Origin of the sequence: Modestobacter sp. VKM Ac-2979 (genome assembly GCF_026967995.1) — a bacterium.
Lineage (GTDB): Bacteria > Actinomycetota > Actinomycetes > Mycobacteriales > Geodermatophilaceae > Modestobacter.
This window is the reverse complement of record NZ_JAPVBO010000004.1, coordinates 478,245-491,546: the sequence shown is the minus strand read 5'-3', so window position 1 is coordinate 491,546 and position 13,302 is coordinate 478,245. Positions and strand designations below refer to the sequence as shown.

Below are 13,302 nucleotides of genomic sequence, written 5' to 3'. Positions count from 1 at the left end.
CTACTCGACGCCGATCAGCAGGGGCACCGCCCCGGCACCGCCGGGGTACCGGACCACCTCGACCGTCGGGTGCACCGCCGAGAGGTGGGCGCACACCGCGTCGCCGAGCGCGAGCTCCTCCCCCACGACGACGGTGGCCATCTCCCCGCCCGCCGACAGCAGCCGGTCCAGCAGGTCCCGGGCGACGGTCACCGGGTCGGCACCGATCACGACGACGTCCCCCTCCGCGCTGCCCAGCACGTCCCCGGGGGCGCAGCGGCCGGCCGAGGTGAGCGCGTCCTGCTCGGCGACGGTCACCTCCGCCCACCGGGTCGCGGCCGCGGCCTCGGCCATGGCGATGACGTCGTCACCGAACCGACGGGCCGGGTCGGCGACGGCGAGCGCCGCGAGACCCTGCACGGCCGACCGGGTGGGGACGACCACGACGTCCCGGCCCTCCTCGCGCGCCCGGTCGGCGGCGCGGGCGGTGACCGCGGTGACCTCCCAGTGGTTCGGCAGCACGACGACCTGCTCCGCCCCGGTGTCCAGCACCGCCTGCAGGACGGCGTCCTCGTCGACCGCGTCGACCGGTGCGGTCAGCACGGTGACCCCCTCGGTGCCGAAGAGCTCGGCGAGCCCGGCGGAACAGGCCAGGGCGAGGACGGCGCGCGCCCCTGCGGCCGCGGCCGGCGCGCGCACCGGCGCCAGCGGGGTCACCGAGATCCGGTGCGGCCGACCTGCCTCGATCCCCGCCTCCACCGCCGCGCCGACGTCGCTCACGTGGACGTGCACGTTCCACTCCCGGCCGCCCGGGGTGTCGACCCCGACGACGACCAGGCAGTCGCCCAGCTCTGCCAGCCGGGCCTGCAGCCGGGCGACGGCCGCGTCGTCGGAGTCGGCGAGCAGGAACTGCACCTCACTGCCCGGCCCGGGCGCGGGGGCAGCCGGCACCGACCACGGTGACCGGCGGGGACGGGCGGGCCGCCCGTCCAGCGGCGCGCGGGCAGGTGTCGTACCGGTGACCGTGCCGACCAGCGCGTCGAGCACCAGACACCAGCCGGCACCCCCGGCGTCGACCACCCCGGCGTCGCGCAGCGCGGCCAGCTGGCCGGTGGTCGCGCGCAGCGCGGTGAGCGCGCCCTCGGCTGCTGCCCGGACGACGTCGGCCAGTCCGGCCTGCCCCTCGGCGACGGCGGCCGTGGCCGCGTCGGCGCCGGCCCGGGCCACGGTGAGGAAGGTGCCCTCCTCCGGATCGGCGACCGCGGCGTAGGCGGCGCCGGCGGCCGCGGCCAGCGCATCGGCGAACACCGGCCCGTCGACGCGCCGGACACCCGCCAGCTCGTCGGCGAGGCCGCGCAGCAGCTGCGCCAGGATCGCCCCGGAGTTGCCCCGGGCGCCCAGCACGGCGCCGCGCGCCAGCACGCTCCACGCGGACTCGGTGCCGTCGGCGCTGGTCAGCGCCGCGTTCCCGGCCTGGGCGGTCATCAGCAGGTTGGTGCCGGTGTCGCCATCGGGGACGGGGAAGACGTTCAGCTCGTCGAGCCGGCCACGCGCCTGCGTCAGCGTGTCGACGACGGCGGAGCTCCACCGGCCGACCGCGGCCTCGTCCAGCGCCTCCAGCACGTGCCGGAGGGTACCGGGGCCCACCGACACGACCCGGCGCCCACGACCTCCCGCTGCCGCCCCGGCCCCCGCGGACGGGGCGGTCCGACACGACCCGGGAGCACCGGCTACAGTGGTCTCCAGTTGTGCGTGGCTGGACCATGCCCTGGGCTCCCGCCCGGGTCTCCGCCGAGCACCGCGACCTGACTTCAGCTGGACCAATTCTCTGGGAGTGATCGACCGTGGCTGCCGTGTGCGATGTGTGTGGCAAGGGCCCCGGTTTCGGCATGTCGGTGTCGCACTCGCACCGCCGCACGCCGCGCCGTTGGAACCCGAACATCCAGTCCGTCCGCGCCGCGCTGACCGGCGGCGGCCGCCAGCGCATGAACGTCTGCACCTCGTGCATCCGCGCGGGCAAGGTCGCTCGGGCCTGAGGAAGGACCCCGTCCTCCTCACCCCTCGCAGGCTCGGGGCGAGCCTCGGGACGGGGCCGGAGGGTCTGGCAAGACTGAGCTGACAAGACCCCGGAGGTCCTCGGACCTCCGGGGTCTTCTCGCGTTCCCGGGCGGCTCAGCGGCCGATCCCGCGGGCCTGGGCCGCGGTCACCACCAGGTCGACCACGGTGGCGTGCGGCAGCGCCGTGCTGTCCACCACCAGGTGGTAGTGCCGGGCCTCCGCCGGATCGCAGCGGTAGAAGTGCCGCACGTAGGCCGTCCGGGCGGCGTCGGCTGCCTCCTGCTCCCGGCGCACCTCCTCGACGGGCAGGTCCAGGTGCTCGACCGCGGCGGCCAGCCGGCGCTCCGGCGGGCCGTCCAACCGCACGTGCAGGACGTCGGGCCGGTCGTGCAGCACCATCGCCCCTGCCCGGCCCAGGACGACGCCCCCCGGGCCGGCGGCGATCTCGGTCAGCACCCACTCGGTCTGCTGCCGGTAGGCCCGCTCGTCGGGCAGCGCCCCGGTGGGCAGCACCCCGCCCACCGGGTCGGGCATCGTGCCCAGCGAGCTGACCAGCCGCCACAGCCCGCGGGTGATGGTCTCGTCGTTGGCCTCGGCCTCGGCCACCGGGACCCCGAGCCGACCCGCCACCTGCGCCGGGATGACCCGGTCGTGGAAGGGCAGGCCGAGCCGCTCGGCGACGGCCGGGGCGATCTCCGCGCCGCCGGCGCCGAAGGACGCCGAGAAGGTCACGACGCCCATGCGTCCTCCTCCGGCTCGGGCCGGTCCGCGGCCAGCTCCTTGCCGAGGAAGACCGCCTCGGGCGAGTCCGCGTAGATGCCGTAGCCGACCACGGGGTGGTACCCCGCCCGGTCGTAGAGCGCCAGGGCCTCGGGCTGCCGGTCACCGGAGTTCAGCAGCAGCCGCTCGTGCCCGGCTGCGGCCGCGGTGCGCTCCAACTCGGCCAGCAGCAGCGCGGCCAGCCCCCGGCGCCGGAAGCCGGGCTCGACGTACATCCGCTTGAGCTCGGCGACCCCGTGCCCGTGCGCCCGCCAGCCGCCGCAGCCGGCCGGCACCCCGGCGACCTCGGCGACCAGGAACAGCCCCAGCGGCGGGGAGAACTCCGCCGGGTCCACCACCGCGGCGTCCCGGCCGCCGTACCGGACGACGTACTCCTGCTGCACCCGCTCGATCAGGTGCTGGGCCACCGGGTCGGCGTACCCGACGGCGCGCAGCTCAGCCGAAGTGGACATGCCCCGCCCCCTCCCCCAGTTCCTCGGCCACCCGGCTCGCGGGCACCCCGTCCACCCGCACCCCGGGCCCGTCGTCGCCCGGCTCGTGCGCCGCGCCGACGACCGTCCAGCCCTCCGGCAGGTCCACCCCGGCCGGGAAGGTGGCCACCAGCGCGTGGTCCTCACCGCCGGTCAGCACCCAGGCCATCGGGTCACCGCCCAGCGCTGCCGCGACCTGCGGGAGCGGTCCGGCCGGGTCGACGAACGCCTGCTGGAGGGCGACCCGGTCCAGCTCGATCAGCACCCCGCTGTCGGCGGCCAGGTGACCGGCGTCAGCGAGCAGTCCGTCACTGGTGTCGCACATCGCGGTCGCCCCGGCGTCCGCGGCGGCCGGGCCGGCGGCGTAGGGCGGGGTCGGCCGGCGGTGCGCCCGGACCGCGGCGATGGGCGAGGAGAAGCCCCGGCGCAACACGGCCAGTCCGCAGGCCGACCAGCCCAGCCGCCCGGCGACCGCGACGACGTCACCGGGGCGGGCACCGCTCCGCAGCACCGGCGCCCGGCCACCCAGGTCGCCCAGCGCCGTCACCGACAGCACGACGGCCTGCGAGTCCGGCGCGCTCGCCGAGGTGTCCCCACCCACCACGGCCGCGCCGAAGGGGGCGCACTCGGCGGCCATCCCGTCCGCGACGCCCTCCAGCCAGGCGGCCGGGGTGTCCGCCGGGCAGGCGAGCGCGACCAGCAGGGCGGTCGGCACCGCCCCCATGGCGGCGACGTCGGCCAGGTTCGCCGCCGCGGCCTTGTGCCCGACGTCCTCGGCCGAGGACCAGTCGCGGCGGAAGTGCCGCCCCTCCACCAGCACGTCGGTGCAGGCCACCACCCGGCCGTCGGGGGTGCGCAGCACCGCGGCGTCGTCACCGGGGCCCACGTCAGCCACCGCAGCGGTACCGGAGCGGGCCACGACCCGGTCGATGAGGGCGAACTCCCCGACCGCGCCGACGCTGTCGTCCGGGTCGGGCCGGAGGCCCAGGGGGCGGGGCCGAGTCATCGGTCACTCCCCCCGACTGGGGTACGTTGCCGATCGGCCCGCTGCTCGGCAGGCCGGTCGCACCCCCAGCCGTTGCCGACGCGCCAGCCGGCGTCGAGGCACTGCCCGAGGAAGGTCAACCCGTGGTCCACGCCTACATCCTGATCCAGACCGAAGTCGGCAAGGCAGCCGCGGTCGCCGCGAGCATCAGCGAGATCGCCGGCGTGACCAAGGCCGAGGACGTCACCGGCCCCTACGACGTCATCGTGCGGGCCGAGGCCAACACCGTCGACGAGCTCGGCCGGCTCGTGGTGGCCCGGGTGCAGTCCGTCGACGGGATCACCCGCACCCTGACCTGCCCCGTCGTCAACCTCTGAGCCGCTTGAGCACCCCCGCCCCCGACCAGCCCGCCGCGCCGCCTCCCGACCCGTTGCGGCGGGCGGCGCTGATCGCCACCGCCGTCCTGGTCCCGCTGGTGGTCGTCCTGCTGGTGCTGGTCAACGTGGTCGGCCGCGGCAGCGACGCCGAGGACGAGCCCGGCACGGTCGCGGAGATCTCCGGCACGACCTCGGCGCCGCGCGCCGACCTGCCGCCGCTGCCCGTCGACACCCCGCCGATCACCCCGGAGGCCGACCTGGCCTGCCCGGCGCTGATGGGCCAGCTGCCGCTGGAGCTGGCCGAGGAGACGTCGCGCCCGGTCGACTCCGACAGCCCGTTCGCCTACGCCTGGGGCGAGCCGGCGACCGTGCTGGTCTGCGGCGCCGGACCACCGGCCGGCTACGTGGTGGGCGGCCCGCAGACGCTGGTGGTCTCCGGGGTGGAGTGGTTCGTCGACACCACCGACCCCGACGTCTACGTGTGGACGACGGTCGACCGCAACGTCCCGGTCCAGGTGCGCGTGCCGGCCAGCTCCGACAGCGCCGCCCCCACCGCGCTGAGCCCGCTCATCGCCGGCTCGATCCCCTACACCGAGCCGACCCCGGCGCCACTGCCCGACTGAACGGCCCCCGTGCAGGGTCCCGCCGCGAGCTTGCGAGTGGCGGGGGGCACGGGGGTCCTTCCTCAGCCGGCCGGGAGCCGGTCGAGCTGCGCGGTGGTGACCGCCTCCAGCTCGCGGCGCGCCTCCTCCTCGGTGTCGGCAACGGCAGCGACCGCGACGGTGAAGACCCCGGCGGCGCACCAGGCGAAGACCGCCGGGCCGGACATCCGGTGCTCCGGCGCCGGGTCGTCCTGGGCGAGCAGCACGCAGTCGTCCGGCAGCCCCGCCGGGGAGCGGTCCAGCACACCGCCGTAGTGCTCGGCGTCGTTGCGGGCCAGGTCGTCGGCGTAGGTGACCGCGCCGGACGGGTCGGCGAACTGGTCGAGGAAGACGCTGGTCAGCTCCTCCTCCGACCGCCAGAAGCGCTCCCAGCCGCGGGTGTACCCGTAGTCGGCGAGCACCTCCTGCTCGCGCTCCGCGTCCTGCCCGTAGCGGGCGACGTCGTCGATCGTCTTCTCCCCCGCCGGCGGGACCAGCTCGTCGTCGGGCACCCGCGGCAGCCCGGACGGCACGTCGTCGACCAGCAGCGCCTCCAGCTCGGCCGGGCTGGCCGGGGTCGCCGCCGTCGTCGCGGCCTGCGGTGCCGATACGGCCTCCGAGGACGAGCAGCCGGCGCACACCGGGGCGACCAGCAGCAGCACTGCGGCCGTGGCGCCCGGCAGCAGCCGCCGGGAGGTCATCCGGCGCCCAGCACGGCGCCGTCCGGCGAGGCGGTCGCGTCCGGGGTGGTGACCGGTTCCCGGCGGGCCAGGGCGCTGGCCACCAGCCGGTCGACCAGCTCCGGGTAGCTCACCCCGGAGGCGGCCCACATCCGCGGGAACATCGAGATCGGGGTGAAGCCGGGCATCGTGTTGACCTCGTTGACGACCCACCGGTCGGCACCGGTCGCCGGGTCGGTCGTCAGGAAGAAGTCGACCCGGGCCAGGCCGGCGCAGTCCAGCGCCAGGTACGCGCGGCGGGACATCTCCTGCACCGCCCGGACCTGCTCGGCGGTGAGGTCCGCGGGCACGTCGAACTCGACGGCGTCCTCGAGGTACTTGGCGTCGAAGTCGTACCAGTCGGTGCCCGGCCGCAGCCGGATCTCCGCCGGCAGGCTGACGTCGGGCAGCCCCGCACCGGACGCGGCGAGCACCCCGCACTCGATCTCCCGCCCGGGCACCGCAGCCTCGACCACGACCTTCGGGTCGACCGCGGCCGCCGTCGCGACGGCGGCCGGGAACTGCGCCCAGTCGGTGACCTTGGTGATGCCGATGCTGGAGCCGGCACGGGAGGGCTTGACGAAGACCGGCAGCCCGAGCCGCGCCCGCGCCGCCTCGTCCAGCAGCGCTGGGTCGGCGCAGAGCGCACCCGAGGCGTCGCGCAGCACCACGTGGTCACCCTGCGGGATGCCGGCCGCGGTGAGCAGCTTCTTGGTGAACTCCTTGTCCATCGACGCCGCGCTGGCGAAGACCCCGGAGCCGACGTAGGGCAGCCCGGACATCTCCAGCAGACCCTGGATGGTGCCGTCCTCGCCGTAGGCGCCGTGCAGCACCGGGAAGACGACGTCGACCTCGGTGAGCCGGCCGATCGCCTGCCCGGCGTCCAGCACCGCCAGCCCCCGGCCCGCCGGGTCGCCCACGAGCGACACCGCGGTGCCGTCGGCGACCTCGGGCAGCTGCCCGTCGTCGATGGCCAGGGCCTTGCCGTCGTGCAACAGCCAGCGGCCGTCCCGGGTGATGCCGACGGGCACCACCTCGTACCGCGCCGGGTCCAGCGCGGCGAGCACGCTCCCGGCCGACACGCAGGAGATCGCGTGCTCCGCGCTCCGCCCGCCGAAGACGACAGCGACCCTGGTCCTACGCGCCTTCCCGGTCATCGCCGCCGACCCTAGCCGAGGGTCCCGAGCGCGGATGTCAGGTCGGCCACCAGGTCGGCGGTGTCCTCGATGCCGCAGGAGAACCGCACGAACCCGGCGGGGACGGCGTCCCCGCCCCACTGGGCCCGCCGGTCGACCGTGGTGTGGATGCCGCCGAAGCTGGTCGCGGCCGCGATCAGCCGGCTGCCGCGCACCAGGCGGGCCACGGCGTCGGAGTCGGCGAGCTCGGCGGAGACCACGCCGTTGGGGCGCAGCATCTGCCGGGTCGCCAGCGCGTACGACGGGTCCTGCGGCCGCCAGGGCCACCGGACGCCGCTGACCGCCGGGTGCCCGGCCAGCAGCTCCGACAGCGCGGCGGCGTTGGCGGCCTGCCGCGCCAGCCGCAGGTCCAGGGTGCCCATCGACCGGTGCGCCAGCCACGCCTCGAACACCCCGGGGGTGTTGCCGGTGGTCTTGCGCCAGGCGGCGATCCGGGTGTTCAGCTCCCGTCCGCGCTCGGTGCGGGCCGTGCTGACGTGCCCGAGCAGCACGTCGCTGTGCCCGGTCAGGGCCTTGGTGTCCGAGCCCACGGTGACGTCGGCACCCAGGGCCAGCGGGCGCTGCCCGATCGGTGAGGCCGTGGTGTTGTCCACCACCAGCAGCGCACCCGAGGCCTGGGTGGCCCGGGCGACGGCGGCGATGTCACAGACGTCCAGCTGCGGGTTGCTGGGGGTCTCCAGCAGCACCAGCCGCGCCCCGTCCAGGTCCCCGCGGGCGGCGACGTCCTCGATCTCCAGGGTGGGCACCAGCTGCACCTGGACACCGAAGCGGGCCAGCTCGTCGCGGGCGAGCACCCGGGTGGCGTAGTAGCCGTCCGACGGCAGCACGACCCGGTCGCCGGGGCCGACCAGTGCCAGGACGGCGGAGCTGATCGCCGCCATGCCCGTGGCGAAGGACAGGCAGTCGCCGCCGTCCAGCTCGCCGACCGCACGTTCGAACACCCGTAGCGTCGGGTTGTCCGGGCGGGCGTAGCCGTCGGCGCCCTGCCAGCCGGGGGCCTCGTCCCCGAGGTGGTACGGCGCGGCGAAGACCGGCGACGGACGCAGCGGGGTGCCCGGCACCGCCGGGTCGTCCCCGGCGTGGACCAGCCGGGTGCCGTCGCCGAGGTCGGCGGGCAGGTCAGGAGTGGTCACGGACGGTCCTCCACGGGTGTGCGACGGCGCCCCGGGGAGCTACTCCGGCTTGGCCTCTCGGGACATCATCTCCCGCACCATCTGCGCGGCGGACTCCCCCTCGTGGCAGACCCGGACGACCGCCTCGGTGATCGGCACGTCGACCCCGTGCGCGCGGGCCAGGTCCAGCACCGAGCGGCAGCTCTTCACGCCCTCGGCGGTCTGCCGGGTGATCTGCTCCACCTCGGCGACCGACATGCCCTGGCCGAGGTGCTCACCGAAGGTGCGGTTGCGCGACAACGGCGAGGAGCAGGTGGCGACCAGGTCGCCCAGCCCGGCCAGCCCGGCGAAGGTGGTCACGTCGGCGCCGAGGGCGATGCCCAGCCGGGCGGTCTCGGCGAGACCGCGGGTGATCAGCGAGGCGCGGGTGTTGTCCCCGAAGCCGAGGCCGGCGGCGACCCCGCAGGCCAGCGCGATGACGTTCTTGACCGCGCCGCCCAGCTCGCAGCCGACCAGGTCCGGGTTGGTGTACGGCCGGAAGTAGCGGGTGTGGCAGGCCGCCTGCAACGCCGCGGCCCGGTCGTCGTCGGAGCAGGCGATCACCGTGGCCGAGGGCTGCTCCTCGGCGATCTCCCGGGCGAGGTTGGGCCCGGACAGCGCCGCCACCCGGTCGGCACCGGCGCCGGTGACCTCGCGGATCACCTCGCTCATCCGCTTGGTCGTGCCGAGCTCGACGCCCTTCATCAGCGACAGCAGCGAGGAGTCGGCGGGCAGCAGCGGCGCCCAGCCGGTGAGGTTGGCCCGCAGCGTCTGGCTGGGCACGGCCAGCACGACGACCTCGGCACCGTCGAGCGCCTCGGCCGCGTCCCCGGTGGCGCGCACCGCGTCGGGCAGCCGCACCCCCGGCAGGTAGTCGGCGTTCTCCCGGCTCGCGGTGATCGACGCGACCAGCTCGGGACGGCGGGCGTGCAGTGTCACCGAGCACCCGGCGTCGGCGAGCACCTTGGCGAAGGTGGTGCCCCAGGAGCCGGCGCCCAGCACCGCGGCGCGGGTCATGCGGCCGCCCCGGCGCGCGGGGTGGGCACGGTGGCCGTGCGCGGCGACGACTGCTCGGACACCGGACTCCTTCCGTCTCGTGGCCCGCCGGCGCTGCACCGACGACCCGGCCCATGATCGTGCCCCCCGGCCCGGAGCGGCCGGCACGCGCCCCCGGGGTGTCGGGCGGCGCCCTCCTCAGCCGAGGCCGGGTGCCCGGTGGGTGAACCGCCCGCCGACCAGGGTGGCCAGCACCTCCATCGCGCGCAGGCCGTCGGCGCCGCCGCGGGCGAGGACCGCCGCGGGTGGCTCGGCCACCACGACCAGGTCCGCCACGTCCCCGACCCGGACCCCGCGCCGTCCACCGCTGGCCGCGGCCAGCGCGGTGTCCAGGTCCAGGTGCTGCTCGGGGTGCCAGGCCGGGCGGTCGTCCAGCGACCGGTGGACGGCGCTGGCGATGCCGTCCCAGGGGTCCAGCGGTGCCACCGGCGCGTCGGAGCCCAGCACGATCTCCGCGCCGGCGTCGACCAGCGCCCGGTAGGGGAACGCCCGCTCCGTCGCGGCGGCCCAGTGCTGGTCGGCGGCGTCCCGGTCGTCCAGGGCGTGCCGCGGCTGCACGCTGGCGACCACCCCCAGCTCGGCGAAGCGCGGCAGGTCGGCGTCGTGCACCTGCTGGGCGTGCTCGATCCGGCCGGTGCAGCCGGCGGCGGCGAAGCCGTCCAGCGCGACCGTCGCGGCCCGGTCGCCGATGGCGTGCACGGCGAGGTCCAGCCCGGCCGCGCTCCCGCGCCGGAGCAGCCGCTCCAGCTCCTCCGGCGGGGTGCGCAGCACCCCGTGGGCGTCGGTTCCCGCGGCCCCCGGGTACGGGTCGTGGCAGAAGGCGGTGCGGGTGCCGAGGGAGCCGTCGACGAAGACCTTCAGCGGGCCCATCCGCACCCGGTCGGCGGCGACCGGGTCGACCACCCCGGGCAGCGGGTCGCCGCTGCGCAGCCCGGCGGCGATCGCCTCCTCCAGCCGGTCGATCCAGACCCCGGCCCGCACCCGCAGCGCGGGACCGCCCTCCCGCAGCCCGGCCCGCCGGGCCCAGGAGCCGATCAGGTCCCCGTACTCGAGGTCGACGACGGAGGTGAGGCCACGCGCCGCCGCCGCGACCATGGCGTCCAGCACCCAGCCGTCCAGGACGGCCGGGTCGACGCGGGCGGCCCGGGCCACGACGTCCATCGCCTCCTGCTCCAGCACGACCCCGGTCGGGTTGCTCAGGCCGAAGCGCCGGGTGGCGGCGGTGTTCGCCCAGGTGGTGTGCAGGTCGCCGCTGACCAGGACGACGCTGGTGTCCGGCGGCGCCACCCCGGCCAGGGCGTCGTCCAGGACGGCGGCGGTGGCCGGCTCGGCCCACAGCGCGTCCCGGAAGCCGTGGCCCAGCACCACCGCTGCCGGTGCGGGCGGCGCGGCCTGCAGCGCGGCGGCCATCAGGGCGGCGGCCTCCTTCGCCGACTGCGCCGCGGAGACGTCGACCCGCCGCTGGGTCGCGGCCCACTGCTCCAGGTGGGTGTGCGCGTCCTGCAGACCGGGCAGCAGCACGGCGCCGGCCAGGTCCACCACCTCCAGCGGGACGGGGAGCCGGTCGAGCCCCGGGGCACCGGAGGACAGGTCGTCGGCGATCGCCACCACCCGCCCGTCGGCGAGCAGGACGTCGCGGGTCCGGCCACCCAGCCGGGCCGACCGCAGCAGCACCGCGGTCATCGGCCGGCCCCGCCGGCGTGCCCGGCGCGGACCTGGGCGGCCCGCTGCGCCCGGAACACCTCGGCCGGCCAGGCCGAGATGCCACCGAGCCGCACCGCGGCGGCGGTGCCGTCGTCGGCCCAGGTGTACTCGACCGTCTCGCCGGCCGCCCCGAACCCGGCGACCGCCTCCTGGCGCAGGGTGTCCGGGCCCTCCACCGTGAGCTCGAGGTGCTCCTCGGCCGGCTCCGGGGCGCTGGGGTGCAGCAGCACCAGCCGGCCGCCCAGCAGCGCGACGTCCGTGGCGCCCCACAGGTTGACGAAGCGGCCGGCGTAGCGCGCCAGCTCGGTCGCCGGCGGCTGCGGCACGTCGGCGGGCGCGGCCAGGGCGAGGTCGAGGAGGCCGAACAGGCCCCGGGCCAGCACGTCGGCCGGCCCGTCCACGGCGTTGGTCAGCACGCTCACGACGACGTGGGCCTCCGGGTCGATCCAGGTGCGGGTGATGTGCCCCGGGAAGCCGCCGCTGTGCCCGACCAGCCGTCGCTCCCCCTGCGTCCGGAGGTCCAGCCCGAGCCCGTAGTGCCGCGGCGGGGCCCCGTGCGCGCGGATCTCGGACTCCGGCCGGCGCATCAGCCGCTTGGTGTCCTCCCGCAGCAGCCGGGCGTCGCCGGAGGTGAGGGCTGCCCCGAACGCGGTCAGGTCACGGGCGGTCGACCAGAACCCGGTCGCCGCGGCCATCGCCCGGGTGTCCACCGCCGGGATGGTCAGCCGGGTGTCCTCGCCGTCCAGCAGGCCGGTGTGCCCGGCGGCGTGCTCGCCGGCCCGAGCCGGCGACCACTCCGGTCCGGTGTCGACCAAGCCCAGGGGGTCGACCACCGCGCGCTGCACGTGCTCGGCGTAGGAGGTGCCGGTGACCGCCTCGATCGCCAGCCCGAGCAGCGAGTAGCCGATGTTGGAGTACTTGAAGTGCTCGTTGCGCTCGAGGACCGCTCCCTCCTCGACCGCGATGCGCAGCAGCAGCTCCGCGTCCGGGAAGGGCTGCCCCAGCTGCCAGTGGTCGTTGTCCCGGCCGTCCCGGATGACGCCGCCCTGGTGCCCGAGCAGCTCACGGACGGTGACCGCGGCCACCGCCGACCCCTCCAGCGCCGCCACCCACTGCCCGATCGGGTCGTCCAGCCGCAGCCGCCCGGCCTCGACCAGCTGCAGCACCGCGGTGGCGGTGAAGGTCTTGGAGTGCGAGGCGATCCGGAACAGGTGGCCGGGGGTCAGCGGCGCCCCGCTGTCCACGTCGGCCACGCCCAGCGCGGTGTCCAGCACCAGCTCGCCACCGACCCGGACGGCCGCCTGCACGCCCGGCACCCGCAGCCGGCGGCGCTGGTGGTCCAGCCACGACTCGAGGTGGCCCGCCGCAGCGGTGGCGACCTCGGCGGTGCGCTCAGGGGTGGTGCTCATCGCGGCGGGCTCCTCGGGGCCGGCGGACTGTGCCGCGGGGAGCAGATCACCCTCCCCGGCGTCGCGCGCAGCGGGCCCTGTGCCGACCTGCCCCACGCCGCCCCGGTGTGTTGAGCTTGCCCGGTGCAGCGGTGGTCGGTCGTCGTCCCGGCGAAGCGGCTCGACGCGGCCAAGACCCGGCTGGCGCCGCTGACGGCGACGCTGTCCGGTGGCACCCCGGCCGCACACGAGGAACTGGTGCTGGCCCTGCTGGGCGACACCGTCGCCGCCGCGCTGGCCAGCCCCGCCGTCGGCCTGGTGCTGGTGGTCACCGACGACCCGCGGGCTGCCGCCGTCGTCACCGGCCTGGGCGCCCGGACGGTCGACGACCGGCCCGGCCGGGGCCTCAACGCCGCCCTGGAGCACGGCGCCCGGGTCGCCCGGACCGGCGGCGCCGGCCCGCTGGCCGCGCTGAACTCCGACCTGCCGGCCCTGCGGGCCGCCGAGCTGTCCGATGCACTGGCCGAGGCGGCCGGCCGGCCGCGCAGCTTCGTCGCCGACACCGCCGGCACCGGGACGACGCTGCTGGCCGTCCCCGCCGGAGAGCTCGACCCCCGCTTCGGCCCCGGTTCCGCCGCCGCCCACACCGCGGCCGGGGCGGTCTCCCTGACCGGGCGGTGGCCCGGGCTCCGCCAGGACGTCGACACCCCCGCCGACCTGGCGGCCGCCCGACAGCTCGGCGTCGGCCCCCGGACGACGGGGTTCCTGTCGTCGAACGCCAGGTGAGGCAGGATCGAC

Annotated in this window: 14 protein-coding genes; 4 read left to right on the top strand and 10 right to left on the bottom strand. The window is 76.7% G+C overall.

Features of this window, described 5'->3' with window-relative positions:
• Window positions 1-1,602 (bottom strand): DAK2 domain-containing protein, encoded by a 1,602-nt coding sequence (locus tag O2W15_RS14365; protein WP_269179888.1) that lies wholly within the window; start codon window positions 1,600-1,602, stop codon window positions 1-3.
• A 230-nt stretch (window positions 1,603-1,832) separates the two neighbouring features.
• Here O2W15_RS14365 and rpmB point away from each other — a divergent pair, with 230 nt between their 5' ends.
• Window positions 1,833-2,015, top strand: a complete 183-nt coding sequence (gene rpmB, locus O2W15_RS14360) for a 50S ribosomal protein L28 (RefSeq protein WP_442928852.1) — start codon at window positions 1,833-1,835, stop codon at window positions 2,013-2,015.
• A 136-nt stretch (window positions 2,016-2,151) separates the two neighbouring features.
• On the opposite strand, the gene O2W15_RS14355 is transcribed toward rpmB, so the two are convergent.
• The 3 genes from O2W15_RS14355 to O2W15_RS14345 are packed head-to-tail and all read right to left on the bottom strand — an operon-like array spanning window position 2,152 to window position 4,293.
• On the bottom strand, window positions 2,152-2,778 hold the full coding sequence (locus O2W15_RS14355; RefSeq protein WP_269168728.1) for a cytidylate kinase-like family protein: 627 nt from the start codon (window positions 2,776-2,778) through the stop codon (window positions 2,152-2,154).
• Window positions 2,766-3,269 carry a GNAT family N-acetyltransferase gene (locus O2W15_RS14350; protein ID WP_269179887.1) on the bottom strand — a complete coding sequence of 168 codons (504 nt, stop codon included), beginning with the start codon at window positions 3,267-3,269 and terminating at the stop codon, window positions 2,766-2,768. The genes O2W15_RS14355 and O2W15_RS14350 overlap by 13 nt, the downstream gene beginning before the upstream one ends.
• The gene (locus tag O2W15_RS14345; RefSeq protein WP_269179886.1) at window positions 3,253-4,293 is read right to left on the bottom strand and encodes a thiamine-phosphate kinase; all 1,041 of its coding nucleotides are present in this window, start codon (window positions 4,291-4,293) and stop codon (window positions 3,253-3,255) included. The genes O2W15_RS14350 and O2W15_RS14345 overlap by 17 nt, the downstream gene beginning before the upstream one ends.
• Window positions 4,294-4,415: 122 nt before the next feature.
• Here O2W15_RS14345 and O2W15_RS14340 point away from each other — a divergent pair, with 122 nt between their 5' ends.
• Window positions 4,416-4,649 carry an Lrp/AsnC ligand binding domain-containing protein gene (locus O2W15_RS14340; protein ID WP_014742398.1) on the top strand — a complete coding sequence of 78 codons (234 nt, stop codon included), beginning with the start codon at window positions 4,416-4,418 and terminating at the stop codon, window positions 4,647-4,649.
• 5 nt (window positions 4,650-4,654) lie between these two features.
• Window positions 4,655-5,272 (top strand): DUF3515 family protein, encoded by a 618-nt coding sequence (locus O2W15_RS14335; protein WP_269179885.1) that lies wholly within the window; start codon window positions 4,655-4,657, stop codon window positions 5,270-5,272.
• Between the two features lie 62 nt (window positions 5,273-5,334).
• Here O2W15_RS14335 and O2W15_RS14330 read toward each other — a convergent pair whose 3' ends face one another.
• The 6 genes from O2W15_RS14330 to O2W15_RS14305 form a co-directional block, all read right to left on the bottom strand.
• Window positions 5,335-5,991 (bottom strand): hypothetical protein, encoded by a 657-nt coding sequence (locus O2W15_RS14330; RefSeq protein WP_269179884.1) that lies wholly within the window; start codon window positions 5,989-5,991, stop codon window positions 5,335-5,337.
• A complete protein-coding gene (locus tag O2W15_RS14325; protein ID WP_269179883.1) occupies window positions 5,988-7,166 on the bottom strand; it encodes a D-alanine--D-alanine ligase family protein in 1,179 nt (392 codons plus the stop codon). The genes O2W15_RS14330 and O2W15_RS14325 overlap by 4 nt, the downstream gene beginning before the upstream one ends.
• A gap of 11 nt (window positions 7,167-7,177) precedes the next feature.
• On the bottom strand, window positions 7,178-8,338 hold the full coding sequence (locus O2W15_RS14320; RefSeq protein WP_269179882.1) for a cystathionine gamma-lyase: 1,161 nt from the start codon (window positions 8,336-8,338) through the stop codon (window positions 7,178-7,180).
• A gap of 39 nt (window positions 8,339-8,377) precedes the next feature.
• Window positions 8,378-9,373, bottom strand: coding sequence for an NAD(P)H-dependent glycerol-3-phosphate dehydrogenase (locus tag O2W15_RS14315; RefSeq protein WP_269168735.1), 996 nt, complete (start codon window positions 9,371-9,373; stop codon window positions 8,378-8,380).
• A gap of 177 nt (window positions 9,374-9,550) precedes the next feature.
• Complete coding sequence (locus O2W15_RS14310) at window positions 9,551-11,095, bottom strand: amidohydrolase (protein WP_269179881.1); 1,545 nt, start codon at window positions 11,093-11,095, stop codon at window positions 9,551-9,553.
• Window positions 11,092-12,525: a serine hydrolase domain-containing protein gene (locus tag O2W15_RS14305; protein ID WP_269179880.1), complete on the bottom strand. Its 1,434-nt coding sequence runs from the start codon at window positions 12,523-12,525 to the stop codon at window positions 11,092-11,094. Before O2W15_RS14305 ends, O2W15_RS14310 begins: the two co-directional genes overlap by 4 nt.
• A 123-nt stretch (window positions 12,526-12,648) precedes the next feature.
• Between O2W15_RS14305 and cofC the strand changes: the two genes are divergently transcribed.
• Window positions 12,649-13,290, top strand: a complete 642-nt coding sequence (gene cofC, locus O2W15_RS14300) for a 2-phospho-L-lactate guanylyltransferase (protein WP_269179879.1) — start codon at window positions 12,649-12,651, stop codon at window positions 13,288-13,290.
• The last annotated feature ends 12 nt before the right edge of the window (window positions 13,291-13,302 follow it).

Bases quoted from the DNA above. Each gene is read 5' to 3' on its own strand.
- O2W15_RS14355 (WP_269168728.1), bottom strand. From the start codon at position 2,778: ATGGGCGTCGTGACCTTCTCGGCGTCCTTCGGCGCCGGCGGCGCGGAG.
- O2W15_RS14350 (WP_269179887.1), bottom strand. From the start codon at position 3,269: ATGTCCACTTCGGCTGAGCTGCGCGCCGTCGGGTACGCCGACCCGGTG.
- O2W15_RS14345 (WP_269179886.1), bottom strand. From the start codon at position 4,293: ATGACTCGGCCCCGCCCCCTGGGCCTCCGGCCCGACCCGGACGACAGC.
- O2W15_RS14330 (WP_269179884.1), bottom strand. From the start codon at position 5,991: ATGACCTCCCGGCGGCTGCTGCCGGGCGCCACGGCCGCAGTGCTGCTG.
- O2W15_RS14325 (WP_269179883.1), bottom strand. From the start codon at position 7,166: ATGACCGGGAAGGCGCGTAGGACCAGGGTCGCTGTCGTCTTCGGCGGG.
- O2W15_RS14315 (WP_269168735.1), bottom strand. From the start codon at position 9,373: ATGACCCGCGCCGCGGTGCTGGGCGCCGGCTCCTGGGGCACCACCTTC.
- O2W15_RS14310 (WP_269179881.1), bottom strand. From the start codon at position 11,095: ATGACCGCGGTGCTGCTGCGGTCGGCCCGGCTGGGTGGCCGGACCCGC.
- O2W15_RS14305 (WP_269179880.1), bottom strand. From the start codon at position 12,525: ATGAGCACCACCCCTGAGCGCACCGCCGAGGTCGCCACCGCTGCGGCG.